This is a genomic window from Brevundimonas sp. UBA4553, assembly GCF_002387245.1.
Lineage (GTDB): Bacteria > Pseudomonadota > Alphaproteobacteria > Caulobacterales > Caulobacteraceae > Brevundimonas.
This window is the reverse complement of sequence record NZ_DGLD01000021.1, coordinates 17,502-42,722: the sequence shown is the minus strand read 5'-3', so window position 1 is coordinate 42,722 and position 25,221 is coordinate 17,502. Positions and strand designations below refer to the sequence as shown.

The following is a 25,221-nucleotide window of genomic DNA, read 5'->3' as shown; positions in this document are numbered from 1 at the left end:
ATTAGAAGGATGGGTGCTGATCTTTCGCAGCGCAACCCCAATTCTCCGGCTGCGCTTTTGCAACGCAGCGACAGCGCCCTATCTTCTGGCCATGACCGCCCCCGACCGAACCGTCGCCTTCCGCATCGACCGCCCCGCCCCCGACCGCACCGAGGCCGCCGCCCGCCGGGCCGAAGCCGTCCAGCGAATCCGGGACGAAACCGGTATCGACGAGACCTTGATCGACACCCTGGTCGAGGGCTTCTACGCCCGCGTCCGCGACGACGGCGTCATCGGCCCCATCTTCGCCGAGCGGATCGCGGACTGGGGCCCGCATCTGGAACAGATGAAGCTCTTCTGGTCCTCGGTCGCCCTGTCCACCGGCGTCTATCAGGGCCGCCCCATGCCGAAACACCTGCCCTTGCCCATCGACGCCCGCCACTTCGACCGCTGGATTGAGATCTTCGAGGCGACCGCTCGCGACCTCTGCCCGCCCGTCGCCGCCGACCACTTCATCGTCCGCGCCCGCCGCATCGCCGAAAGCCTGGAACTGGGCGTCGCCAACGCCAACGGCGTCCTGGTCGGCCCCGGCGAACGCTACCGTCGCCCCGAACCCGCCTGGACGCCCGAAGGCTGAGCGCAAGTTCTCATATTGTTCTTGCTGTTTCCGACGAATTGATCCCCATATAGCGGCGTCGCCCCGGACCGTTTCGGGGTCTTCCGCGTTCCCGGATTCCATGACCGAAAAGCACAACTTCATCCGCGTTCGCGGCGCCCGCGAGCACAACCTCAAGGGCGTGGACGTCGATATCCCGCGCGAGAAGCTGGTCGTGATGACCGGGCTGTCGGGGTCGGGCAAGTCCTCGCTGGCGTTTGACACCATCTACGCCGAGGGCCAGCGCCGCTATGTCGAGAGCCTTTCGGCCTATGCGCGCCAGTTCCTGGAACTGATGGGCAAGCCGGACGTGGACCTGATCGAGGGCCTGTCGCCGGCCATCTCCATCGAACAGAAGACGACGTCCAAGAACCCGCGCTCGACGGTCGGCACGGTCACCGAGATCCACGACTACATGCGCCTGCTGTGGGCGCGCGTCGGCGTGCCCTATTCGCCCGCCACCGGCCTGCCGATCGAGAGCCAGACCGTCAGCCAGATGGTCGACAAGCTGACCGCCCTGCCTGACGGCGAGCGTATCCTGCTGCTGGCCCCGGTCGTTCGCGGCCGCAAGGGCGAGTACAAGAAGGAAATGGCCGAGTGGCAGCGGCAGGGCTTCCAGCGCCTCAAGATCGACGGCGAATTCTACGCCATCGAGGACGCTCCAGCTCTGGACAAGAAGTTCAAGCATGACATCGATATCGTCGTGGACCGCATTGTAACCAAAGAAGGTCTTGAGCCTCGATACGCCGACAGCATCCAGACCGCACTGAACCTGGCCGATGGCATCGCCACGGCGGAATGGGCCAAGGCGGCCGAAGGCGAAGAGCCGCGCCGCATCGTCTTCTCCGAGAAGTTCGCCTGCCCCGTCTCGGGCTTCACCATCAGCGAGATCGAGCCGCGGCTGTTCTCGTTCAACAACCCCTTCGGCGCCTGTCCGACCTGCGACGGCCTGGGGGTCAAGCTGGCCTTCGACGCCGACCTGGTCATCCCCGACCGCGACAAGACCCTGCACAAGGGCGCCGTGGCCCCCTGGGCGCGCGGCCCCTCGCCGCTCTACACCCAGACCCTGCAGTCCCTGGCCCAGCACTACGGCTTCTCGATGGACAAGGCCTGGCGCGACCTACCGGAACAGGCCCAGAAGGTCATCCTGCATGGCTCGGGCGGCGAGAAGATCAAGTTCGTCTATGACGACAACGCCCGCAAATACGAGGTCGCCAAGACCTTCGAAGGCGTCCTGCCCAACCTCGAGCGCCGCTGGCGCGAGACCGACAGCGCCTGGGTCCGCGAGGAGCTGGGCCGCTATCAGTCCGAGACCCCGTGCGAGGTCTGCGGCGGCAAGCGCCTGAAGCCCGAGGCCCTGGCGGTCAAGGTCGGCGCGGCCGACATCGCCGAGATCAGCTGGCTTTCAATTTCAAAGGCCTACCTCTGGTTCTCGACGCTGGAAGAGAGTCTGACGGACAAGCAGCGCGAGATCGGCCGCCGCATCCTCAAGGAGATCACCGACCGGCTTCGCTTCCTGAACAACGTCGGGCTGGACTACCTCAGCCTGTCGCGCAGTTCCGGCACCCTGTCGGGCGGCGAGAGCCAGCGCATCCGCCTGGCGTCGCAGATCGGATCGGGCCTGACCGGCGTCCTCTATGTGCTGGACGAACCCTCCATCGGCCTGCACCAGCGCGACAACACCCGCCTGCTGGAAAGCCTGATGGGCCTGCGCGACCTCGGCAACTCGGTCCTGGTGGTCGAGCATGACGAGGAAGCCATCCTGACCGCAGACTACGTCATCGACATGGGCCCGGCTGCCGGCGTCCACGGCGGCGAAATCTGCGCCCAGGGCACGCCCGCCGAAGTCATGGCCAATCCCAAGTCGCTGACCGGCCAGTACCTGACCGGCGCACGCGAGATCGAACTGCCGCCCGAAGGCCGCCGCCCGGTCGATCGCAAGCGGATGCTGAAGATCAGCGGCGCGACCGGCAACAATCTGAAGAACGTCACCGGCGAAATCCCCGTCGGCCTGTTCACCTGCGTCACCGGCGTGTCCGGCGGCGGCAAGTCCACCTTCACCATCGAGACCCTGTACAAGGCCGCCGCGCGCCGCCTGCACAACGCCTCGGACGCGCCCGCCAACTTCGACCGGATCGAGGGGCTGGAGCAGTTCGACAAGGTCATCGACATCGACCAGTCGCCGATCGGCCGCACCCCGCGCTCGAACCCTGCCACCTATACCGGCGCCTTCAACCCGATCCGCGACTGGTATGCGGGCCTGCCGGAATCCAAGGCGCGCGGCTACGGTCCCGGCCGCTTCAGCTTCAACGTCAAGGGCGGCCGCTGCGAGGCCTGTCAGGGCGACGGCGTCATCAAGATCGAGATGCACTTCCTGCCCGACGTCTACGTCACCTGCGACGTCTGCAAGGGCAAGCGCTACAACCGCGAAACCCTGGAAATTGTCTTCAAGGGCAAGAGCATATCCGACGTTCTGGACATGACGGTTGAAGAGGCCGCGCGCTTCTTCAACGCCGTGCCCTCGATCCGCGACAAGATGCTGACGCTGGAGCGCGTGGGGCTGGGCTACGTCAAGGTCGGCCAGCCCGCCACAACCCTGTCCGGCGGCGAAGCCCAGCGGGTCAAGCTGTCCAAGGAGCTGGCACGCCGCGCCACCGGCAAGACCCTCTACATCCTCGACGAGCCGACGACGGGCCTGCACTTCGAGGACACGCGCAAGCTGCTGGAGGTGCTTCAGGAACTGGTCGACAACGGCAACACCATCGTCGTCATCGAGCACAACCTGGATGTCATCAAGGTCGCCGACTACCTGCTGGACTTCGGTCCCGAGGGCGGCGACGGCGGCGGCGAGATCGTGGCCTTCGGCACGCCGGAACAGGTCGCCGACAACACCGCCAGCTGGACCGGCAAATACCTCAAGGAGGTTCTGGATCGCCACGAAGAGCGCCGCAAGGCGCGCGTGGCCGCCCTGCCCGAGGTCCAGAAGGCCGAAAAGAAGACCCGCGCCCGCAAGAGCGCCTGACCGGATCGGTCAGGCCTCTTGCCTGATCAAACCCGCGGCGCCGCGCCCTTGATCTGCAGATAGGCCGCCGAGAAGGGCGCATACATGATGGCGACCTGCGCCGCCGTCATCACCGCATTGACCACCAGAGACACCGCCAGCATCGGGCCCAGGGCGCCGAGCAGACGCGGGACGCTGGCGCCTTCCATGCCGACCAGACGTTCGGCCCCGCCGACCATCAGGCTGAGCGGAGCCGCTACGGCCGAGCCCAGCAGGCCGACCAGCATGGCCAGGACCCAGGCGATGATCGCCATGCCCAGCAGCGGCCAGAACGCCCTCTTGCCCGTCATGGCGAAGGCTGGCTTCAGCGTGATCCTTCCCTCTGCAAAGGTCGCCGGAACGACCAGGCTGAGGCGAACCGACAGCCACGCCGCCAGGGCGATCAAGGCCAGAGACAGCAGAACCACGCCCAGCCACAAGGCCGGCGCCGCCATGGCGAGCGCCGCCAGCAGACTGACGACCGTGAAGCCCGCAAAGGCGACGCCGAACATGGCGAGCGACACGATCAGACTGGCGCCCAGAACCCGCAGTTCGTCCTTGCCCAGCCGCAGATAACCGAACTGGCGCGACTCCGGCTGAATGACAGCGCGCGCGATGGCGGTGCTTACGACCGCGCTGAACAACAGGCCCAGCGGCGCCGCCCAGGCGATGATGACGCCATAGGCCTGCATCAGCGGCTCCATCGCATCCAGCGGCGGCTCGGTCTGCCCCTCCATCTGAGAGATCAGGGACAGGATGGTGACGAAGTGAGGCCCGACCAGCAGGAACAGCAGGCCGAAGAAGACGGCGTAGGCCGCCGCCCACAACAGGACGGCGAGAGGCGCGCGACGCGTAAGGCGGAAGCCCTCAAAGGCGCAGTCGGTGGCGGAAAAGGTCATGCAGTCGTCCTCGATTCCCGATCAGCCTAGCGCAACCGGACGCGCTTCGTCCTGCGGCGCTTGCGCCAGCAGCGACCGGCAAGCCTCGGCATAGGGGGCCATCATCACCGTGCTCAGGAACCCCTGCAGCCAGGACAGGGGCACGAAGGCCGCCAGCGCCCAGGGGATGAGCACGCCCCAGTCTACGGTTGGCGGCGCCCCCTGCTCCAGCATGGCGGCCAGACTGAAGACATTGAGCCCGGCGGCCAGGAACAGAACCACGGCGACGATCGCCAGCAGGGCCAGCTCTATGGCCAGCACGACCGCGACGATCGCGAGGCTCAGCCCCAGCAGCCTCAGCACCTGCCCCTTGGACAGCCTCCAGCCCTGAACAAAGGCGAAATCGCCGAGGGCCACGCTGGCGGGCATGATCAGACAGGCCCGCAGGATGACGCCCCACACAGCCAGGCCCGCCGCCAACGCCACCGCCAGTCCCACCGCGACCGCCGCTGCTTCCGACACGAACCACAGTCCGGCGCCGACGGCGAAGGCCAGCAGAGCGATCACAATGGCCGCGGCATAAAAGCCTACCACGAGGGCCAACCCGACGACGGCGATGCGCACCTCGTCCATGCCAATCCTCAGTCCGGCGAACGGCGCAGGCCGCTGCGGGAACAGCACCGTGCGGAAGATCGCGGCCGTGACCACGACCCAGATCAGCATCTGCAGGATGTTGGCCAGTCCCGACAGGGCCTGGAACTGGATCATCTGTCCGACGAACTCCGCCGAGGGCTCGTCCCCCGCCATGTCGGTCAGGGCGATGGCGCCGAACAGCCGCAGCATCAGCGCGCCCATCAGCAGCGACGGCGCGACAGACACGATCCCCCACGTCCAGACCTGCAGCGGCCGACGCTTCGACAGCCTGAAGCCGGAGGCCAGGGCCTCGCCTATGGAAAACGCCGTGGTCATGATGGGCTCCTCTTGAGCCCCGTCATACGCCACAGCCGCCCCGCTTCGCCACCCTGCCGCAATGACGGGCTGACGGACGGCGCGCAGCCCGCTAGAAGGCCGCCATGTCGAACGCAGCCTCCTCTCCAAAACCTGTCCACGTCATCGGCGGCGGCCTCGCCGGCTCCGAAGCCGCCTGGCAGATCGCCCAGGCGGGCGTGCCCGTCATCCTGCACGAAATGCGCGGCGTGCCGGGCATCAAGACCGACGCGCACCAGACGGACGGTCTGGCCGAGCTGGTCTGCTCCAACTCCTTCCGTTCGGACGACTGGGAGTTCAACGCCGTGGGCCTGCTGCACGCGGAAATGCGCGCGCTCGGCTCCATCATCATGGAATGCGGCGACGCCCACCAGGTCCCTGCGGGCGGCGCCCTGGCCGTCGATCGCGACGGCTTCTCCCAGGCGGTGACGGCCAAGCTGGAAGCCCACCCCCTCGTGACCATCGTGCGCGAGGAAATCGCCGGCCTGCCGCCTGAGGAGTGGGACAACGTCATCGTCGCCACCGGCCCGCTGACCTCGCCCGCCCTGGCCGACGCCATCCTGAAGATGACCGGCGAGGAAAGCCTCAGCTTCTTCGACGCCATCGCGCCCATCATCCACGCCGACAGCATCGACTTCGACATCGCCTGGCGTCAGTCGCGCTATGACAAGGAAGGCCCGGGCGGCGACGCCGCCGCCTACGTCAACTGCCCGATGGACAAGGCGCAGTACGAAGCCTTCATCGACGCTCTGCTGGGCGGGCCCAAGGCCGAGTTCAAGGACTGGGAGAACGTCCCCTACTTCGACGGCTGCCTACCCATCGAGGTCATGGCCGAGCGCGGCCGCGAGACCCTGCGTCACGGCCCGATGAAGCCTGTCGGCCTGACCAACCCGCGCGACCCCAAGGTCAAGTCCTACGCCATCGTTCAACTGCGCCAGGACAACGCCCTGGGCACCCTGTTCAACATGGTCGGCTTCCAGACCAAGCTGAAGCACGGAGCGCAGGCCGAGACCTTCCGCATGATCCCCGGCCTGCAGAACGCCCAGTTCGCGCGTCTGGGCGGCCTGCACCGCAACACCTACCTGAACAGCCCGCAACTGCTGGACAAGCAACTGCGCATGAAGGCCATGCCGCGCCTGCGCTTCGCTGGTCAGGTGACGGGTGTCGAGGGCTATGTCGAAAGCGCAGCCATGGGCCTGCTGACCGGCCGACTGGCGGCTGCTCAGGCTCTCGGCCGAGACCTGTCAGCCCCGCCGCCGGAAACCGCCATGGGCGCCCTGGTCGAGCACATCACCGGCGGCCACCTGGCCGGCTCCAAGTTCCAGCCCATGAACATCAACTACGGCCTGCTGCCTCCGCTGGAGGCCCCCAAGGTCGACGAGGACGGCAAGCGCATCCATCCCAAGGAACGCGGCCGCGCCAAGAAGCGCCTGCAGAGCATCCGCGCCATGGAGGCTCTGAAGGCCTGGCGGGACGCGGACTGATCGATCTCAGCCGTCGACGTCCTTGAGCATCAGCATCCGGCCGATCAGCCTCTCCTTGTCGTCCGGAAAGCCGCATTCGACATCGACGGTTCTGGGGTTGCGCCATGAGCCAAACACCATGTCGATGACTGGCAGGCCGTAGTTGCTGGCGTGGACGCCTCGCTCATGATGCAATCGATGCATCTCCGGGCGTTGCACGAAGAAGCCCAGCCACTGCGGCGTCCGCAGGTCAGCATGGGCGATCAGGTTGAACAGGGTCACGTACAATAGGGCCAAGCCTGCCGCCGGGGCGTGAACTCCGAGCACCACATAGGCGATCAAGGCGTTGAGCAAACTCGCCAGCAGCGCATCGAACGGATGGACGTAGAAGGCCGTCAGCGCCTCAATCCGCGTGGGACTATGATGCAACTGATGAATCCAGCGCCAGAGACGGTCCGACCGATGGACGGCGCGATGATAGCCATAGGCCACGAAGCTCGAAAGTAGGAAGGCGGCTGCACTTCCCCATCCGACGCCCAACCGATCTCCGAGCCTCAACAGCGAATAGCCGTCGATCCAGTTCTTGAACAGAAAGCCCGCACCAACGACCACGAACAGGTTGGCGGCGTTCAATCCACCCGCGTAGATGCGCCACCGCTTGTCGCATGATGCGCCCGAAGCCGGCGCGATAACCTCTCGCGTGAAGATAACCGAGAAGATGGCGAAGGTCGCGAAATAGACCAGCAGCAGCATGCGCGTCCCCTAATCGCCACACGACACGGCATATTGAGGCCCCGTAGGCGGCCCGAACAAGCGGAAAACGTCTCGCTTCTTGAAATGCGGGCCCTCAGCTCAACTTGGGCAGACCCGGCCGGAACTGCAGCGTCATCGCACCCAGCATCACGACGCCGACGCCCATCAGCACCCAGGCCCCCGTCAGGTCGGCCATGTGGTCCCGCAGCAGACCGGCGGCCAGCGGCGACAGGCTGGCGATGATGTAGCCCCCGCCCTGCACGAAGGCGAGCAGGTCGCCGGACCGAGCAGGGTCGTCGATCTGATCCATGGCGAGGATCAGGGTAAGCGGGAAGATGGCCCCGATGCCCAGCCCCATGACAACTACAACCGGAACCGCCAGCGACACTGGCGCGACCACCAGCCCCGCCAGACCGATCAGGGCCAGCACCAGCGCCATCAGGATCGGCCCGCGCCGGTCAGGGAAGCGAGCGATGACCAGCGAAACGATGATCCCCGCCGCCACCTCGGCCCCGGTCATGCCGCTCAGCAGATAACCGGCCGTCGCCCTCGCCTGCCCCAGATCGACGTAGAAGGGCGGCAACCAGGCCAGCACCAGGGTGTAGGCCGATGTCCCCAGTCCCATGATCAGGATCAGGCTCCACGCCCGGCCCTGCTTCCAGAAGGGGATCTCGGGGTGCGCCACCTCGACCGCGGCCGCCCGGTCCGGTTCCTCCGTCGCCGGATCGCGCGCGGCGATCAGCCAGACGACCGCCGCGACAAAGGCCGGCAGGCTCCACAGCGCCAGCGTCCAGGCCCAGCCGACCGCCTCCGCCAATCCCGCCGCCGTCGCCGCCGCGATCGCCGCCCCGCCCATGATGCCGGTCGTGTAGACGGCCATCACCGTGCCGAACCGCGTCGGAAAGGCCCGCTTGATGACGACCGGCGCCAGGGCCTGGATCAGGGCCACGCCGGCACCCACAACCGCCGCGCTGGCGATCAGACCCGCCGTGTCCCGCAGCACCGCCCGCGCCAGGCAGGCCCCGCCGATCAGCAGCGCGCCCAGCAGGACGCCGCGCCGCTCGCCCAACCGCCGTCGTAGCGGCCGGATCGACAGGGCGCCGAGACCGATCATCGCCACCGGCAGGGTGGTCAGCAGGCTGGCGGCGGTGGAATCCATCCCTGTCGCCGCTTCGATCAGGTCCAGCAAGGGCCCGACCGCCGCCATCGCTGGGCGCAGGTTCAGCGCCAGGGCGAAGATGGCCGCCAACAGCAGCAAGGACGCGCTGCGCGTTGCGTCGATCTCGGACCGTGCGCTCATGACAGGGGACTCCGCTGAGAATTCGCGCTACTCTCTCGACCTCAAGTATCTCGATGTCAAGATAACTCATGCCCGACAGAGCTTCCCGCGCCGCCGCCCAATGGGCCGTCCAGCGTCCCGACATGGAGATGTTGCCGATGGAGGCGCTGGGCCGCCTGCACGAGGCTTCCATCCTGGTCGCGCGGGAACGCCAGGCGCCCCTCTACGCCCGTCATGGCCTGCAACAGGGCGAGTTCGACGCCCTGGCGACGCTGCGCCGCTCGGGCGCGCCCGAGGGTCTGACGCCGACGGCGCTCTTCGAAGCGGCGATGATGTCGTCCGGCGGCATGACGGCCCGCATTGATCGATTGGAGAAGGCCGGACTGGTCGAGCGCCGCCCTCACCCGACCGACCGCCGGGCGACCCTGGTTCGCCTGACGGACAAGGGCTTTGACCTGATCGAAACCATCATGCCCCAACATGAAGCAGCGGCGCGCGACATCCTCACGCCGCTGTCGCCTGATGAACAGAAGACGCTGAACGCTCTGCTGGCCCGCCTGATCGGCGGCCTTTGCGACTAGATGCGACCGCGCAGCACCGCCCAAAGCAGTCGTAGCCGCTTCACTGGCTCCGGGTGATCGAAACCGGCCAGGGCCGCATGGGCCGCCGCCGGAAAGGCGCCAGCGGGCAGTTTCCCAAGCCCGGCGTTGGCGACAGGCCTTAGCGCCCTCGCCTCGTCGCCTCGTCCCGTCTGGGACAGCGCCCACAAGCGCCCGGCCTCGGCAACGGCGGCGTCATGTTCCTCGCCCGCCAGCATCCGCGCCGCGACCTGCATGGGGCTGACGTAGAAGGCGTCCAGATCGTGCGGCTCGCCATGCACCCGGCCGATATGGGCTTCGATCAGGGCGTCGAACGGCGCGCGGTCCAGCCCGTGCCGGGCGACAGCGGCCGTCAGGGCCTCCAGCACGGGATGGCCGACGCGCGGGGTATTAGCGAAGACGCCGTCCATCTGCTCGGCCCACCATGTGTAGCGCATCTCGGCCAGCATGGGCTGGGTGACGCGGGTGGGAATGGCCAGCAGTTCGGCCTCAAGGGCGTAGAGGGCGATCAGGTCCGCGCGCTTCTGCTCGTCCGCCACGAACCGGCTGGACAGCCAGCGGTCGGGATCGGCGGCGCGGACCTGGGCATCAAGATCAACAGTCATCGCGCAAGGCCATCGGCCATTGCGCGACGCGGCGCAAGCCTCAGCCGAACAGCGTCTGATACATGGCCATCGCCGTCAGCATCGGCAGCGACAGCAGCAGGTTGGTGCGGCTGCCCAGCATGGCGATGCGGGCGGCCCGGGCCTTCTTGTCATCATCCACGACGACGATGCCCAGCGCCCGCTTCTGGTTCGGCCAGATCACGCCCCAGACGTTCAGGAACATGACGATGGCCAGCCAGACGCCGATCCCCATCAGGGTGAACTGCTGGTCCCCGGCGTTCAGACCGCCGGCCAGGCCGAGCGTCAGGACTTCGTGGGCGTAGGCGTGGCCACGCGTAAACAGCACCGCGATCCCCGCCAACACCGTCACCAGCGCCGACCAACGGAACCAGAACAGGGCCTCGGGGGCGATATGCTTGCTGACGGCGGGCTTCAGCTCGGCCGGGATCGACGGCATGACCCGGATCTGCACGAAGTTGAAGTAGTAGAGCAGCCCGATCCAGAGGATTCCGGCGACAACGTGCACCCAGCGCAGGACCGCCTGCGCAAAGCCCAAATCAAACCCTCCGGGCGCGATGCGACCGAAGGCGAAGATCATGACCCCCGCCAACAGGATGCTAAGCAGGAAGGTCGTTCTGAAGTTTGAAAGCAGCTTGGCCATGCGCCCCTCCCCGGGTCGGAATCAGGAAGCTTGACCTTACTCCTCCCTCCCCGGCTCGGGGAAGGAGGAGCCTTTTCAGGAAACCGGGCCTTACGGCCGGCTGGCCATGCCGAACTTGACCGGCTTGGCGTCTTCATCGACCGAACCGCCGCGCTTCACGCCCCACAGCAGGATGATCGGCGCCCCGACATAGATCGAGGAGTAGGTGCCGATGACGATGCCGACCATCAGCACGATGGAGAAGCCGAACAGGGCCTCGCCGCCGTAGAGGGCCAGAACCGCCAGCACGCCCACGGCGGTGACGCCGGTGATGATGGTCCGCGACAGGGTCTCGTTCAGCGACAGGTCGATCACCTCGCGCAGCGGCATGGTCTTGTACTTGCGCAGGTTCTCGCGAAGGCGGTCGAAGACCACGACGGTGTCGTTCATCGAGTAGCCGATGACGGTCAGGATGGCCGCCACGGTGTTCAGGCTGAACTCGAACCGGAACAGGGCGATCAGACCAAAGGTCAGCACCATGTCGTGCACCAGGCCCGCCACCGCGCCGAAGCCGAACTGGGGTTCGAACCGGAACCAGATGTAGACGAACATCAGGGCGATCGCGGCCGCCAGGGCCAGCAGGCCATTGACGAACAATTCACCCGATACCTTGGAGCCAACCACGCTGATGCCGGAGTACTTAACTTCGCCCACGGCCTGATCAATGGCGCGTTCGACCTTCTGAACGACAGCGCCCTGGGCCTCGCCTTCCGGAATCTGGAAACGAACGATAGCGCTGCTGTCGCTGTCGATACCCTGGACCTGGACATCGCCCAGCCCCAGTTCACTGACGGCGCTGCGCACCTGGTCGAGTTCAAGCACCTGGCCAGCGGGCTTGGACACCTCCATCGAGGCGCCGCCCCGGAAGTCGATGCCCATGTTCAGGCCGGGATAGAAGCAGCCGACGATCGACGCGACGCAGAGGATCAGCGAGATCACGCCGGCGGCGGGCGCATACTTGACGAACCGGAAGTTCGTCTTCTGCGGAAGCAGTTTGATGAGGGGCCATCCACGCATCGCCATCACTCCGCGATCGGCAGTTTTTTGGGCTTGGCGACCTTGAGCCAATACCCGAGCAGCACCTGGGCGACCATCACCGAGGAGAACATCGAGGTGAAGACGCCGATCGTCAGCGTCCAGGCGAAGCCGCGAACCGGGCCCGCGCCGAACATGAACATGATCAGAGCCGCCACCAGAGTCGTCAGGTTGGCGTCGATGATCGTGCCCATGGCCTTGTTGAAGCCGGCGTCCATCGAAGCGATGACGGATCGACCTGCTCGCGCTTCGTCGCGCATCCGCTCGTAGATCAGAACGTTGGCGTCAACGGCGACGGCGAAGGTCAGCACCAGACCGGCGATGCCAGGCAGGGTCAGGGTCGCGCCGAACAGCGACATGGCGGCGATGATCAGGATGCCGTTCAGGATCAGGCCCAGCACAGACACGCCGCCGAACAGGAAGCCATAGGCGCCGATCATGAAGACGCAGATCAGGATGAAGCCGATGATGGTCGAAACCATGCCGGCCTGAACGGCGTCAGCGCCCAGTTCGGCGGTGACGACGCGGCGCTCCTCCACCTTCAGCGGCGCCGGCAGGGCGCCCCCGTTCAGCAGGTTGACCAGCTCAGCCGCCGACTGGATCGAGAAGTTGCCGGTGATCTGACCCGTGCCGCCCGCGATGGCGCCCTGGATCGTCGGCGCCGAGATGACCTTGCCGTCCAGAATGATGGCGAAGGGCTTGCCGATGTTCTGGGCGGTGGCCTCGCCAAAGCGACGCGCGCCCTGGCCGTCAAAGCGGAAGTCGATGGCCGGACGGCCGTTCTGATCCGATCCCACGCCGGCGCGGGTCAGGTTCTCGCCCGACACCAGGATGCGCTTCTTGACCAGATAGGGCGTGCCTTGATCATCGGTCAGCAGTTCAGCGTCAGGCGGCACGCGGCCGGCCATGGCGTCCTGCAAGCCCGTGCTTGAGGTGTCGACCATCTGGAACGTCAGCTGGGCCGTGCGGCCGACCAGACGCTCCAGCTCCGCAGGATCGCTCTGCCCCGGCGCCTGAACCACGATGCGGTCCGCGCCCTGACGGGTGATGGCGATTTCCTTGGTGCCCGAGCTGTCCAGACGACGACGCACGACCTCTATGGACTGATCCACCGCCGTCGCGCCCATGCCGTTCAGCGTGGCGTCGGTAAAGGCGAAGCGAATGCGGTTGCCGCTCAGGCGCGTAGCCGTGCGGTCCGGCTGGCCGGTCGCGGCCGCGCCGGTCTGCGCCAGCGTGCGCAGTTCGGTCAGGGCCGTGTCGAACTGGCCCGGGTCGGCGATGGTGACAACCACGCCGCCGGCTTCGCGCTGCATGGCGCCGATGTTGATCTGCTGTTCGCGCAGGGCGACCCGCACGTCTTCCATCAGATTGGTGACGCGCTTGTTGCGCATCTCCGGCACATCGACTTCGAGCAGGAGGTAGGAGCCCCCTTGCAGGTCGAGGCCCAGGTTCAGGCCGTTCTTGGGCAGCCAGCCGGGCAGCGCGTCGCGCTGGGCCTGGCTGAGCATGCTCGGGAAGGCCAGCAGCAGCCCGATGACGAGCGACAGCACGACCAGGACGATTTTCCAGCGCGCAAGCTGAATCATGTCAGGGCTCTTTTCGGGCGAGCTTCAGCGGCGAAAGCCGCTCAGCCCTTGTCGTTGGCGGCGATGGCGGTGCGGTTGCGCACTTCGGCGATCATCGACTTGACCACGCGGACGTTCACGCCCTGCGAGATCTCGACCATGGCCTCGGCGTCTTCAACGCGCGTCACCTTGCCGACCATGCCGTTCGACAGGACGACTTCGTCGCCGCGCTTGACGCCGGCGATCAGCGCCTGGTGAGCCTTCATCCGCTTCTGCTGCGGGCGGATCATCAGGAAGTAGAACAGGATGAAGATCGCGACGATCGGCGCGATCTGCACCACGATGGCCATCAGGCCGCCTTCGGAACCAGTAGGCATGGAAACTCCCCGAACCGGGCCGACCTTGAAACGGGGGCCCCATTAAAATGAGGCGCGGAACCTAGGGCGCGCCGTGCCGATTTGCAACGCGGCCTGACGTCTCTGCGCGCAGGCGATGCCGCCCGGACACGCCGGGCGGCCGCAAGTCAGCGCGGCAGGATGCTCAGCGGGTCGACCGCGACGGGGTCGTCGCCGCGCATCTGACGCGTCTCGAAGTGAATCGAGGGCCGGCCGTCGCCCGCCGTCAGGCCCACCGTGCCGACCACCTGGCCCGCCCGGACTTCTGCGCCGTCCCGCACCGTGGCCGAGCCCAGGTGGCCATAGACCGTGCGCCAGCCGTCACGATGGATGATCAGGATGGTCAGCCCCTGCCCCGGCAGGTCGTCGCCGACATAGGCCACGCGCCCGGCGGCGGCGGCCTTGACCTCGGTCCCGGCCGCAGCGCCGATGTTGACGCCATTGTTACGCTCGCCCATGCCGACGGGGCCGAAGCGACGCAGGATATCGCCGCGTACCGGCCATTGCATGGCCAGGGCCTGGCCCAGGGCCGCCCCCTGCGCCGGGGAAGCCGGCGACGAGGACGTTACGGCCGGCGCGCGCGTCGGCGGCGGCAGGGCGGCGTTGCCGCTGGGCGGCGGCGGCGGCGGCGGGATCACGCCGTTGTTGGGTGTTCGCACGCCCACGGGCGACGGGCCCGTGGCGTAGGGGTCGGAGCCGGTGTCGACAGCGCTGTCGGGCAGGACGATGCGCTGGCCCTGGCTGATGGCGCCCCGCGGGCCCAGGCCGTTCAGGTCAATCAGGATCTGCACCGGCGTCTGGAAACGCCGGCCCACGCCCGAAATCGTATCACCCTGCTGAATTACATAGGCCGCGCCCGGCATGACGGGGCCGCTGCTCGAAGGCGTCGGCGTCGTGGTGGTCGGCGCCCCGGTCGAAGGATAGGCCGGACCACCGGCAGGCGGCAGGCCGCCGCCCTCGATGCTCACGGTCGGCGCCCGCACGCCCTCTTCTTCATAAGGCCGCGCCGGCGTCTGCGGCTGGGGTGCAGGCTGGCCATAATAGGGGTTCTGCGGCGTCTGCGTCGGTCCCTGCGGATAGGCCGGCTGCGTCGAAGGAATGCCCGTCGGGCGCGTCGAATAGCGCGGCTCGCTCGGATAGGTCGAACACGCCGTGACCGTCAGCGCTCCGCCGACGACGACCGCCGCCCTGATCCAGCCTGTGAAGCCGCCCATGCGCCCCTCCTTCTTAACCTTGAATTGCCTTGCCCCCGGTGTGCCCCGGAAGCGCAGCCAAGCCAACCCGCCAAACGGCGCCAAAGTGGGGCGGAAAGGTTAACCGGGGGCGGTTCCACTTCCTCGTCATCCCGGAAAACGCGAAGCGTTTATCCGGGACCACCCAGAACACCGCCCCCAGGCGAGAAGGTGACTTCCCACAGATCGTCCCACGTGGGGTTCATCCGTTCGATCAGCTCGAACTTCCAGTCACGACGCCACCGCTTCAGCCGCTTCTCGAAACTGATCGCGGATTCAGCATCATCAAAGACCTGATACCAGACCAGCTTCCGCAGACCCCATTGGCTGGAAAAGCCTGAATAGGTCCGCTCCCGATGCTGCTGGATCCGCCCCAGCAGGTCGGATGTCACGCCGACGTAGAGAACGCCGCGTGTCGTGTTGGTCACGATGTAGACGGTGAAGAGCTTGTCTTCGCGCATGTCGCCAACGGTAGCGCTTCCGGCGGTCCCGGATAAGCCCTTCGGGCTTTCCGGGATGACAAGATGGGATGGCGGACGCCCCTACCCCTCCTTGGCCGTTCCCTCGACCAGGGGCACGAAGCGGACCTCGCACAGGCTCTCGCGGCGGAAGCTGCCGTCGTCCTGGCCGGTATAGCGGTTCAGCATCTGCACCGAGCTGCGTCCCACGGGCGCGACCAGCACCCCGCCCGGCTTCAGTTGCTTCAGCAGCTCTGTCGGCTCGTGCGGCGACGCCGCCGTGACCATGATCCGGTCGAAGGGCGCCTGCTCCAGCCATCCCTGTCCGCCGTCGCCGTGTCGGGTGAAGACATTGTCGACCCCCAGCAGCTTCAGCTTGGCCTCGGCCTCGGTCAGCAGGCTCTTGTAGCGCTCCACCGAATAGACGAACCGCGCCAGACGGCTCAGCACCGCGCACTGATAACCGCTGCCGGTGCCGATCTCGAGCACGCGGTGGCGCGGACCGACCTCCAGCGCCTGGGTCATCAGGCCGACGATATAGGGCTGGCTGATCGTCTGGGCGCAGTCGATCGGCAGGGCCTGGTCCTCCCAGGCCTGATCCAGAAACTTCTCATGGACGAACAGCGACCGGTCGATGGATTCCATCGCCTTCAGCACCCGCGCATCGGTCACCCCCTGCCGCCGCAGCGACAGGATCAACCGGCCCGCGCGGTCGTCCGACAGGCTCATTTTTCCAGCGGTCCCTTGGGTGGGGCGCCGCCCAGCACCTTCTTCAGATCATTGACGCTGCGCATGTGCGTCAGGTCGATATGCAGCGGCGTGACCGAGATGCGGCCTTCGTCCATGGCCCGCAGATCGGTGCCCTCGGCGTGTTCCTGGGGGGCGCCGCGGAAGGCCATCCAGTAGTAGTCCCGGCCGCGCAGGTCGGTCCGACGCACCGCGTGCATCTCGCCGATGTCGCGGAACCCTTGCCGGGTCACCTCGACCGCCTTGACCAGTTCCGGCGGCAGCTTGGGGAAGTTGACGTTCATGACCACGCCGTCCTCCCACGTCTGCTCCAGCAGCTTGGCGATGATGCCGGGCGCGAAGGCTTCGGCCGTCTCCCAGTGGGCCACCACGTCGTCGTGGAAGCGTTCCAGCGACTGCGACAGGGCGATGGAGCGAATGCCGAAGGCCATACCCTGCAGCGCGCCCGCCACCGTGCCGGAATAGCTGACGTCTTCACCGACGTTGTGGCCGCGATTGACGCCCGACAGCACCAGATCGGGCTTCTCGGGCATCAGGTCGTTGACCGCCAGGATGACGCAGTCGGTCGGAGTGCCGGTGACGGCGAAACGCTTGTCGCCCAGTTTGTTGACCCGCAGAGGTTCGGTCAGAGTGATCCCCCGCCCCTTGGCCGACTGCTCGGTCTGGGGCGCGACGACCCAGACGTCGTCCGACAAGGCGCGAGCGATCTTCTCAAGACATTCAAGGCCTTCCGCCTCGATGCCATCGTCGTTGGTGAGGAGGATACGCATTACTTGGAAACCGAACCCACCGTGGTCAGGCCGCCCATATAGGGCAGCAGCGCGTTCGGCACGGCGATCGAGCCGTCCTCCTGCTGATAGTTCTCCATCACCGCGACCAGGGTGCGGCCGACCGCCAGGCCCGAGCCGTTCAGGGTGTGCAGGAACTCGGTCTTCTTCTCACCCGCGCGCTTGAACCGGGCGTCCATACGCCGGGCCTGGAAGTCGCCGCAGTTCGAGCAGGAGCTGATCTCGCGATAGGTGTTCTGGCTGGGCAGCCAGACCTCGAGATCATAGGTCTTCTGCGCCGAGAAGCCCATGTCGCCCTTGCACAGCAGCACCTTGCGATAGGGCAGCTCCAACGCCTGCAGCACCGCCTCGGCGCAACCCGTCATGCGCTCGTGCTCCGCTTCAGAGTCTTCAGGACGACAGATAGAGACCATCTCGACTTTGCTGAACTGGTGCTGGCGGATCAGGCCGCGCGTATCGCGCCCCGCCGACCCGGCCTCAGCCCGGAAACAGGGCGTCAGCGCCGTCAGACGCATCGGCTCGGCCACCTCGTCCTCGCCCAGGATCTGCTCGCGCACGAGATTGGTCAGGGAGACTTCGGCGGTGGGGATGAGGTAGCGACGGTCTGAAAATTCGCCACCCTCAATCCGAGCTACGATAGCCGCAACTTCTCGCTCCGTGACTTCATCACGGATCTGTTCCACTGCGCCTTCATATGCGGCCTCAGCGTCCTCGGCATCCAAACTTTCCTTGAGGTCCGTCTCAATCAAGGCAAGCCTTGCAGCCGCAGCCTTACCGGTAACGTCACCACGATGCTCGCTGACACGGCGAACGGCATCCCAGTCGATAGCTTCCGCTTTGAAAAGGTCTTCCTCAAATTTCGGCAACTGCCCGGTCCCGAACATCGCGTCGTCCTTGACCAAGAACGGCGGGTTCACTTCCAGATAGCCGTGCTTGTCCGTCTGCAAGTCCAGCATGAACTGGCCGATGGCGCGTTCCAGACGCGCCAGTTGGCCCTTCAACACGGCGAAGCGCGAGCCGGACATCTTGGCGGCGGCTTCGAAGTCCAGCAGGCCCAGGGCCTCGCCCAGGTCGGCGTGATCCTTGGCCGGGCCGGTCGTGCGCGGCTCGCCCCACGTCAGGACCTCGACGTTGTCGTTCTCGTCGGCGCCATTCGGCACGTCAGCGGCGGCCAGGTTCTTCAGCCCCGCCAGCAGGTCGCGCAGTTCGGCGCCCTTCGCAGCTTCGGCCTCGCCCGCCTCGGCGATGTCGGTCTTCAGGGTCTCGACCTCGGCTTTCAGCCGATCGGCCTCGGCCATGTCCTTCTTGCCCATGGCGGCGCCGATGGCCTTGGAGGCGGCGTTGCGCTTGGCCAGGGCTTCCTGACCCGTCGTCTGGGCCGCGCGCAGATCGACGTCCAGCGCCAGAATACGATCAACAACGGACTGGGCGTCATCCACCCCGCGCGACGACCAGCCGGCGACGTAGGCTTCGGGATTGTCGCGGATGGCTCGGATATCGTGCATGGCGTCGCTCTTCGGGCGCTCGTTAAGGAGAAGCCGAAGGCTGTAACGCCCAGAGCGGAGTCGGGCAAACCCCTAAGCGCTCTCACCTTCGCCTGACGCCGTCATCCCGGACGCCTCGCAGAGGCGATCCGGGACCCAGGCAGTGGATTTCAGACGCGACAGGCCCTGTATGTCTTTGACGTCTGGGTCCCGGATAGCGGCTGCGCCGCTTCCGGGATGACGGGGGGTGGGCGTCAGCGCTTCGCCTTCACCCTGATCTCCACCCCGATCGCCTTCGACACCCAGTCGCCGCCCGCGTCGGACATCATGCCGAGGTCCAGCAATGTGCGGTCCAGCTCCAGCTTGCCGACCACCGTCGCCACGCCGTCGGCCTCGTCGAAGGTGAAGGGCAGGACCACCGGCACGGTCACGGCCTTGATCCGCAGCGTCCCCGTCGTCTCAAAGCGGTTTCCGCCCAGAGCCTTGAACGTCGTCGCCTCGAACCGCGCGGTCGGATAGGCGGTCGGGTCGAACCACTCCGCCCCGGTCAGGGAACCCTCCTGCGTCGCGTCGCCCGTCCTGGCCGTGTCGGTCCTGACCAGCACCACGGCCTTCGACCCCGCCAGATCGGCCGGATCGAACCAGACCTGACCCTCCCACTGCTCAAACCGCCCCTTGAAGGCCTTGCCCGCGTGAGTGCCGGTGAATTCGATGCGCGAGACCACCGGGTCGATGGTCCAGGCCGTCGCCGTGCCGGGCGTGACCGCCGCCTCGGCCTGAGCGGGCGTCGCTGCAACATGGGCCTCAGCCCCTGCCCCGTCCGCCAGAGGCGCAGGCTTGGCCGCGATGCCGCCCGCCACGGCAAGAGCCGCGATGAAACCCAGCCCGGCCAGACGCTCGGACCGACGCAGCAAGGGCTTCGGCTCAGGCGCCGTCCGTCCCTCGCCGTGCGTCAGCACCGGGATCATGTGGGCCAGAACCCCGTCGCGATTGATGAACTGGTGCTTTAGCGCCGCCCCGACGTGCAGCACGATCAGCACGACCGCGCCCCAGGCCATCAGCCCGTGAGCTCCCATGGCTTGGAAAGCCACGGCCCGGCGCAGCCCCGCCGCCGCCTCGCCGATGAAGGGCAGATGCGGCACGGTGAACAGACCGAACCAACTGGTCGCTACCGCCAGCGGCGTGTCCGTCGCCACCGCCCAGCCCGCCGAGACATAGAGCCAGCGTGTCAGCGGCAAGGCCAGCATCAGGCCATAAAAGGCCGCATGGGTCGCGCGCGCCGCGAACGTCTCCCAGGTCTTCATCTCCGCCGGCATCCCCGGCGTCCGGTGCGTCAGTCGCCAGACCAGCCGCAGCGCCGTCAGCGCCAGGATCAGAAAGCCGACCGACTTGTGAATCTGGAACACCCGATAGGCCAGCGCCTGACTGGCCGGCTCGTTGATCGCCTCGCTCATCCACCAGCCCATCGGGATCATGGCGATGATGGCGACCGCGATGGCCCAGTGCAGGGCGATGGCGACGGGGGTGTAACGGCTGGCGGGCATTACAGAACTCACAAAATACATCCGCCATCCCGGACGCTCTGCAAGAGCGATCCGGGACCCAGACGGCAGAGCTCAGACGCCGTAGCCCTGAGCTCCTATCCGACGCCTGGATCCCGGATCAGCCTGTCGGCTGTCCGGGATGACGGCAGAGGGTCAGAAATCAGGCAGCGGGTGCGGCCGGCGCCACCTGCTGCAGGAACTCGCCGTCAAAGCGGATGGTGGCTTCGTCGCCCACCGGACCCACGGCCATGCCAAAGTCCGAGCGCTTGAACTTGCCTTGAGCCGCGAAGCCGAGGGTCGGGACCTGCATGAAGGGATGCTTCTCGATCTCGCCGCCGAAGGTGGCGTCCAGGGTCACCGGCTTGGTCACGCCCAGGAAGGTCAGGTCGCCCGTCACCTTGGCCGTGCGCGGACCGGTCAGTTCCACCTTGGTCGACTTGAAGGTGATCTGCGGGAAGGCGCCGGCGTTCAGGAAGTTCTTGTTCTTGGCGATGTCCTCGCTCCAGGTCTTGAAGCCCGAACCCGCGTGGGTGCCGGTGTAGTCGCCCGGATAGTTGGCGTCGACCGAGGTCGGGTCGATGCTGACCTCGACGGCGCTGTTGGCCAGGTTGGCCGGGTCCAGCGTGATCTTGGCGTCGAACTTGTTGAAGCGCGCCGTATAGTTGGAAATCGTGTTGTGACCGATCGACCACTGCAGCGAGGCGTGGGTCGGGTCCATAACATAGACGCCGGCCGGGGCCTTCAGATCGACCGGGGCGGTCGAGGCGGCGTCAGCGGCGGGCGCGCCCGACTTGTCGGCGGCGGGGCTGCAGGCGGCCAGCAGGGCGACGGCCGAAACGGCCAGGATGGCGGCTTTGATCTTCATGGGAGGGACCTCGTTGGTTGCTCGGGACTGGACACGAGGCCCAGAAACGGTTCGTTTGCCCGTCGGCGCGCCGCTCGGACTGCAACAGTATAAGTTGCTATTACGGACCTTCAAGTCCCGTTCGTGCAAAAATGCGGATTGAGGTGCGCCCTGCGCGCCGCCCGCCTATCTTGCGACTCACATGCCCATTCGTCGCCTCCCCCCCGAAACCGTCAACCGCATCGCCGCCGGCGAGGTGGTCGAACGCCCCGCCAGCGCCATCAAGGAACTGGTCGAGAACGCGCTGGACGCGGGGGCCTCGCGCGTCGAGATCCAGGCGGACGGCGGCGGCCTGACCCGCATCCTGATCGCCGACGACGGCAAGGGCATTCCGAAAGACGAGCTGCCGCTGGCGGTCGAACGTCACGCCACCTCCAAGCTGGAGCCCGACGACGCGGGCGACGTGGACCTCTTGCGCATCCACACCCTGGGCTTCCGAGGCGAGGCCCTGCCCTCCATCGGCTCGGTCGCGCGGCTGACCATCACGACGCGCGCTCGCGACGAGGCCGACGCCTGGGCCGTCACCGTGGACGGCGGCGATCAGCGCCCGGTCGCCCCCGCCGGCTTCCCAGGCCCGCACGGCGCCCGGGTCGAGGTCCGCGACCTCTTCTACGCCACCCCCGCCCGGCTCAAGTTCATGAAGTCCGAGCGGTCCGAGGCCATGGCCATCTCGGAAGAGATCAAGCGTCAGGCCATGGCCCACGAAGCCGTCGCCTTCACCCTGTCGCTGGACGGCAAGGTCACGCTGCGCCTGCCCGCCGAACATCCGGGCTTTGAGGGCCGCCTGAAGCGCCTCGGCGCCCTCTTGGGTCGCGACTTCGAAGCCAACGCCCTGCTGATCGATCAGGAGCGCGACGGCGTGCGCCTGTCCGGCTATGCGGGCCTGCCCACCTATTCCCGCGGCAATGCGGCGCACCAGTTCCTGTTCGTCAACGGCCGCCCGGTGCGCGACCGCCTGCTGCAGGGCGCCCTGCGCGGCGCCTATGCCGACTTCCTGGCCCGCGACCGGCATCCGGCGGCGGCGCTCTTCCTCGACATCGACCCGCTCTACGTCGACGTGAACGTCCACCCTGCCAAGGCCGAGGTCCGCTTCCGCGACCCCGCCCTGGTGCGCGGCCTGATCGTCGGCGCCCTGCGCCATGCCCTGCACGCCGCCGGTCACCGCGCTTCGACCACGGTCGCCGCCGACGCCCTGTCCGGTTTCCGCCCGCACGTGGGCGAGGCCCTCTACAGCCCCACCTCGGCCTCGGCCCAGTCATTCGGGAACGCCGCGCCGGGCTGGAGCGGCTGGCAGGGTTGGTCGCAACCGGCCGCCGCCGCACAGAACCTGCCCGGCCTCAACGAACGCTCCGCCCGCGTCGAGCACACCTGGAGCGGTGAAGCCGCCGCCCCCAGCTTCCGTACCCTGGGCGAGATCCAGGCCGAGCACGCCGGCCAGATCGCGCCCGGCGCCCAGGCGCCCGCCGACCTGATCGACTACCCCCTCGGCGCCGCGCGGGCCCAACTTCATGGCACCTATATCGTCGCCCAGACCCGCGACGGGCTGGTCGTCGTCGATCAGCACGCCGCCCACGAGCGCCTCGTCTATGAGCGGATGAAGACCCAGATGGCCACCGGCGCCGTCACCCGGCAGGCCCTGCTGACGCCCGAGGTGGTCGAACTCGACCCTTCAGAAGCCGAGCGCGTCGCGGCCAAGGCCGAGGAACTGGCCGAGATGGGCTTGATCGTCGAAGCTTTCGGCGTCGGCGCGGTTCTGGTTCGCGAGACCCCCGCCCTGCTCGGCGACACCGATGTTCAGGGCCTGATCCGCGATATCGCCGACGACCTTTCGGAACATGGCGCCGCCCTGTCGTTGAAGGAGCGCATGGCCGAGGTCTGCGGCACCATGGCCTGCCACGGCAGCGTCCGCGCCGGCCGCGTCCTTTCCGCCCCCGAAATGAACGCCCTGCTGCGCCAGATGGAGGCCACGCCCCACTCCGGCCAATGCAACCACGGCCGCCCGACCTATGTGGAGCTGAAGCTCAACGACCTCGAAAAGCTGTTCGGGCGCAGATAGTTCAATGGGATACAGCGTCCTCTTCGTCTGCCTCGGCAACATCTGTCGCTCGCCGCTGGCCGAGGCCGCCTTCCGCGAAGAGGCCCGCCGCCTGAAGCTGGACGTCGTTATCGATTCCGCCGGCACCGGCGGCTGGCACGTCGGCGATCCGCCCGATCCGCGCGCTCAGGCCGTGGCGCGCAGGAACGGCGTCGACATCTCCGCCCTGCGCGGGCGTCAGGTGAAGCCCGCCGACTTCCGCCGCTTCACCCACATCGTCGCGCTGGACGAGGACAATCTCGCCAACCTGCGCCGTCTCGCCCCGCCGGATACGACCGCCGACCTCAGCCTGCTGCTGGATCACGTCGAGGGTCGCGAGGGTCAACCGGTGGCCGATCCCTATTTCGGCGACGACGACGGCTTCGACGTCACCTGGACGGATGTCACCGCCGGCGCGAAGGGTCTCGCCGCCGCGCTTCGCAGCCTCAAAGCCTGAGCGCCTCGACCACGCTGCTGGCCTTGCCGCCGGACGCCACTTCGCCGCCGCCGATGGCGTAGATCGTCCCGTTCACGCCCGCCGCCGCCAGACCATGGCGCGGCGTGCGCATCGGCGGCCCCGCCGACCAGACGTCACGCGCGGGATCGTAAATCCAGGTTTCCGCAAAGACGCCGCCGCCCCGCCCCTCGAACCATTCACCGCCGAAAGCGACCAACCGGCCGCCGGCTTCCGCCATGGCCAGGCCGCCGCCGACCTGTTTCCCGGTCGCAGGCGAAACCGGGATCGGCGCCAGCGTGTCCCAGCGGTCGGTCGTGGGATCATAGCAGTCCAGCCGCCCCGTGCCGCCGCCCTCGACCGTGCGGCCGCCCGCGATGAACAGCTTGCCGTCCAGCACGGCGCCCGCCGCGCTGTTGCGGGCCATGGGGGCTGGCTGCGCCGTGTCCCAGCGGTTCGCGGCGGCGTCAAAGACCAGATGGGTCGCCACGTCGCCCTGATCGGTCCACTGACCGTTCGCCGCGCCCTTGGGCGAACGACCGGTGACCAGATGCACCCGGTCGCCCAGCGCCAGGCCCACCGTCTCGCACAGACGATCCGGCATCTGGCCCACCTGCGCCCAGACGCCTCTATCCATGGCCCAGACATCCGTCATGGCCGTCCATTCGCCGGCGTCGCGGCGGTCATAGCCGCCGAAGGCCCAGACCCGTCCGGCGGCGGCCGCCAGCATCGGGTGGTGGCGCGGCTGCGGCAGACGGGGTCCCTCGGTCCACGCGTCCGCCGCAACGTCATAGACGGCGGTGCGGTCATTGATGTGCAGGCCGCCTGTGGCGGAGCGGACAAGTCCGCCGGCGACGGTGATCAGACCGTCCAGAGCGGCGCAATAGATCTCCTGGGTCGCCCAGGGCATGGCGGCCTTGGCGGTCCAGCTTTCGGCGGCGAACGAACGCCCGGGCAAGGTCGCCGCGGCGGCGGTCGTGGCGAGAAAGGCGCGGCGATGAATCTGGCTCATACGGCCAGCCTATCCAGATCAGTCGGCCGACGCGACCCTGAGGAAGAAGACGCGCGCGGCGCCATAGTCCCGCACGTCCAGGCGTTCGTAGCCCGGCGTGTCGATGTCCGGCTCGTCCGAGCCGCGCTCGAACACGACCAGCGCGCCCGGCTTCAGCCACTCGCCCTCCAGCAGCCGCGCCAGCGTCTGTTCGCCCAGACCCTTGGCGTAGGGCGGATCGAGGAAGGCCAGATCGAAGGCCTCGCCGGTGGAACCGGGCCGCGGCCCCAGGTCGGTGGCGCTGCGCCGATGCACTCGCCCTCGCCCGAATAGGCCATAGGCGTCCATGTTCTCGCGGATCACGCCGCGCGCGCCGTCGTCGGTCTCCACGAACAGGGCAAAGCTCGCCCCGCGTGAAATGGCCTCAAAGCCCAGGGCGCCGGATCCGGCGTACAGGTCGATAACCCGCATTCCCTGCAGGCTTTCACCCCAGGACGCGTGTTCCAGCACGTTGAAAATGGCCTGGCGAGCGCGGTCCGAGGTTGGACGCGTGTTCTGCCCCTCGGGCGCGAGAATGGCGCGGCCCTTCAGGCTGCCGGCGACGATCCTCAT

The 25,221-nt window shown here is 67.4% G+C and carries 24 protein-coding genes; 6 read left to right on the top strand and 18 right to left on the bottom strand.

The genetic code is table 11. The features are described 5' to 3' along the window. Positions 1-91: 91 nt before the first annotated feature. Positions 92-616 (top strand): group III truncated hemoglobin, encoded by a 525-nt coding sequence (locus tag B4A39_RS15290; RefSeq protein ID WP_292037439.1) that lies wholly within the window; start codon positions 92-94, stop codon positions 614-616. A 100-nt stretch (positions 617-716) separates the two neighbouring features. Next, positions 717-3,656: an excinuclease ABC subunit UvrA gene (gene uvrA / locus B4A39_RS15285; RefSeq protein ID WP_292037437.1), complete on the top strand. Its 2,940-nt coding sequence runs from the start codon at positions 717-719 to the stop codon at positions 3,654-3,656. 26 nt (positions 3,657-3,682) lie between these two features. Here uvrA and B4A39_RS15280 read toward each other — a convergent pair whose 3' ends face one another. Continuing rightward, positions 3,683-4,573 (bottom strand): hypothetical protein, encoded by an 891-nt coding sequence (locus B4A39_RS15280; protein ID WP_292037436.1) that lies wholly within the window; start codon positions 4,571-4,573, stop codon positions 3,683-3,685. A 21-nt stretch (positions 4,574-4,594) separates the two neighbouring features. Further along, positions 4,595-5,521, bottom strand: a complete 927-nt coding sequence (locus B4A39_RS15275; protein WP_292037435.1) for a hypothetical protein — start codon at positions 5,519-5,521, stop codon at positions 4,595-4,597. Positions 5,522-5,625: 104 nt separating this feature from the next. Here B4A39_RS15275 and trmFO point away from each other — a divergent pair, with 104 nt between their 5' ends. Next, entirely contained in the window at positions 5,626-7,023 is a 1,398-nt protein-coding gene (gene trmFO / locus B4A39_RS15270) for a methylenetetrahydrofolate--tRNA-(uracil(54)-C(5))-methyltransferase (FADH(2)-oxidizing) TrmFO (RefSeq protein ID WP_292037434.1), read from the top strand. Positions 7,024-7,029: 6 nt separating this feature from the next. On the opposite strand, the gene B4A39_RS15265 is transcribed toward trmFO, so the two are convergent. Beyond that, positions 7,030-7,755, bottom strand: coding sequence for a sterol desaturase family protein (locus tag B4A39_RS15265; RefSeq protein ID WP_292037433.1), 726 nt, complete (start codon positions 7,753-7,755; stop codon positions 7,030-7,032). Between the two features lie 94 nt (positions 7,756-7,849). Continuing rightward, positions 7,850-9,055 (bottom strand): MFS transporter, encoded by a 1,206-nt coding sequence (locus tag B4A39_RS15260; RefSeq protein ID WP_292037432.1) that lies wholly within the window; start codon positions 9,053-9,055, stop codon positions 7,850-7,852. Between the two features lie 68 nt (positions 9,056-9,123). On the opposite strand from B4A39_RS15260, the gene B4A39_RS15255 reads away from it, so the two are divergent. Beyond that, the gene (locus B4A39_RS15255) at positions 9,124-9,615 is read left to right on the top strand and encodes a MarR family winged helix-turn-helix transcriptional regulator (protein ID WP_292037431.1); all 492 of its coding nucleotides are present in this window, start codon (positions 9,124-9,126) and stop codon (positions 9,613-9,615) included. Here the strand turns inward: B4A39_RS15255 and B4A39_RS15250 are convergent. The 12 genes from B4A39_RS15250 to B4A39_RS15195 all read right to left on the bottom strand — a co-directional run bounded on the left by B4A39_RS15250 (position 9,612) and on the right by B4A39_RS15195 (position 21,051). Beyond that, entirely contained in the window at positions 9,612-10,238 is a 627-nt protein-coding gene (locus tag B4A39_RS15250; protein WP_292037430.1) for a squalene/phytoene synthase family protein, read from the bottom strand. The genes B4A39_RS15255 and B4A39_RS15250 overlap by 4 nt on opposite strands. Positions 10,239-10,278: 40 nt before the next feature. Then, a complete protein-coding gene (locus B4A39_RS15245) occupies positions 10,279-10,899 on the bottom strand; it encodes a hypothetical protein (protein ID WP_292037428.1) in 621 nt (206 codons plus the stop codon). A gap of 90 nt (positions 10,900-10,989) precedes the next feature. Then, complete coding sequence (gene secF / locus B4A39_RS15240; RefSeq protein ID WP_292037426.1) at positions 10,990-11,961, bottom strand: protein translocase subunit SecF; 972 nt, start codon at positions 11,959-11,961, stop codon at positions 10,990-10,992. Next, complete coding sequence (secD, locus tag B4A39_RS15235; RefSeq protein ID WP_292037425.1) at positions 11,961-13,559, bottom strand: protein translocase subunit SecD; 1,599 nt, start codon at positions 13,557-13,559, stop codon at positions 11,961-11,963. Before secD ends, secF begins: the two co-directional genes overlap by 1 nt. Positions 13,560-13,600: 41 nt before the next feature. Continuing rightward, positions 13,601-13,915: a preprotein translocase subunit YajC gene (yajC, locus tag B4A39_RS15230; protein WP_105562350.1), complete on the bottom strand. Its 315-nt coding sequence runs from the start codon at positions 13,913-13,915 to the stop codon at positions 13,601-13,603. A 146-nt stretch (positions 13,916-14,061) separates the two neighbouring features. After that, complete coding sequence (locus B4A39_RS15225) at positions 14,062-15,147, bottom strand: M23 family metallopeptidase (RefSeq protein WP_292037424.1); 1,086 nt, start codon at positions 15,145-15,147, stop codon at positions 14,062-14,064. A gap of 149 nt (positions 15,148-15,296) precedes the next feature. Continuing rightward, entirely contained in the window at positions 15,297-15,626 is a 330-nt protein-coding gene (locus tag B4A39_RS15220; RefSeq protein WP_292037423.1) for a GIY-YIG nuclease family protein, read from the bottom strand. Between the two features lie 81 nt (positions 15,627-15,707). After that, positions 15,708-16,352 (bottom strand): protein-L-isoaspartate(D-aspartate) O-methyltransferase, encoded by a 645-nt coding sequence (locus B4A39_RS15215; RefSeq protein WP_292037422.1) that lies wholly within the window; start codon positions 16,350-16,352, stop codon positions 15,708-15,710. Then, a complete protein-coding gene (gene surE, locus B4A39_RS15210; RefSeq protein ID WP_292037421.1) occupies positions 16,349-17,140 on the bottom strand; it encodes a 5'/3'-nucleotidase SurE in 792 nt (263 codons plus the stop codon). The genes B4A39_RS15215 and surE overlap by 4 nt, the downstream gene beginning before the upstream one ends. Next, the gene (gene serS / locus B4A39_RS15205) at positions 17,140-18,663 is read right to left on the bottom strand and encodes a serine--tRNA ligase (protein ID WP_292037420.1); all 1,524 of its coding nucleotides are present in this window, start codon (positions 18,661-18,663) and stop codon (positions 17,140-17,142) included. The genes surE and serS overlap by 1 nt, the downstream gene beginning before the upstream one ends. A 233-nt stretch (positions 18,664-18,896) precedes the next feature. Beyond that, on the bottom strand, positions 18,897-20,186 hold the full coding sequence (locus B4A39_RS15200) for a YceI family protein (protein WP_292037419.1): 1,290 nt from the start codon (positions 20,184-20,186) through the stop codon (positions 18,897-18,899). Positions 20,187-20,346: 160 nt separating this feature from the next. Then, positions 20,347-21,051, bottom strand: a complete 705-nt coding sequence (locus B4A39_RS15195) for a YceI family protein (RefSeq protein WP_292037418.1) — start codon at positions 21,049-21,051, stop codon at positions 20,347-20,349. Positions 21,052-21,232: 181 nt separating this feature from the next. Between B4A39_RS15195 and mutL the strand changes: the two genes are divergently transcribed. Both mutL and B4A39_RS15185 read left to right on the top strand, forming a co-directional pair. Continuing rightward, a complete protein-coding gene (gene mutL, locus B4A39_RS15190) occupies positions 21,233-23,146 on the top strand; it encodes a DNA mismatch repair endonuclease MutL (protein WP_292037417.1) in 1,914 nt (637 codons plus the stop codon). Positions 23,147-23,150: 4 nt separating this feature from the next. Further along, the gene (locus B4A39_RS15185) at positions 23,151-23,621 is read left to right on the top strand and encodes a low molecular weight protein-tyrosine-phosphatase (RefSeq protein ID WP_292037416.1); all 471 of its coding nucleotides are present in this window, start codon (positions 23,151-23,153) and stop codon (positions 23,619-23,621) included. Here the strand turns inward: B4A39_RS15185 and B4A39_RS15180 are convergent. Then, the gene (locus B4A39_RS15180; protein ID WP_292037415.1) at positions 23,611-24,630 is read right to left on the bottom strand and encodes a Kelch repeat-containing protein; all 1,020 of its coding nucleotides are present in this window, start codon (positions 24,628-24,630) and stop codon (positions 23,611-23,613) included. The two genes, B4A39_RS15185 and B4A39_RS15180, sit on opposite strands and share 11 nt — an antisense overlap. A gap of 18 nt (positions 24,631-24,648) precedes the next feature. Further along, positions 24,649-25,221: a 16S rRNA (guanine(966)-N(2))-methyltransferase RsmD gene (gene rsmD / locus B4A39_RS15175; protein WP_292037414.1), complete on the bottom strand. Its 573-nt coding sequence runs from the start codon at positions 25,219-25,221 to the stop codon at positions 24,649-24,651.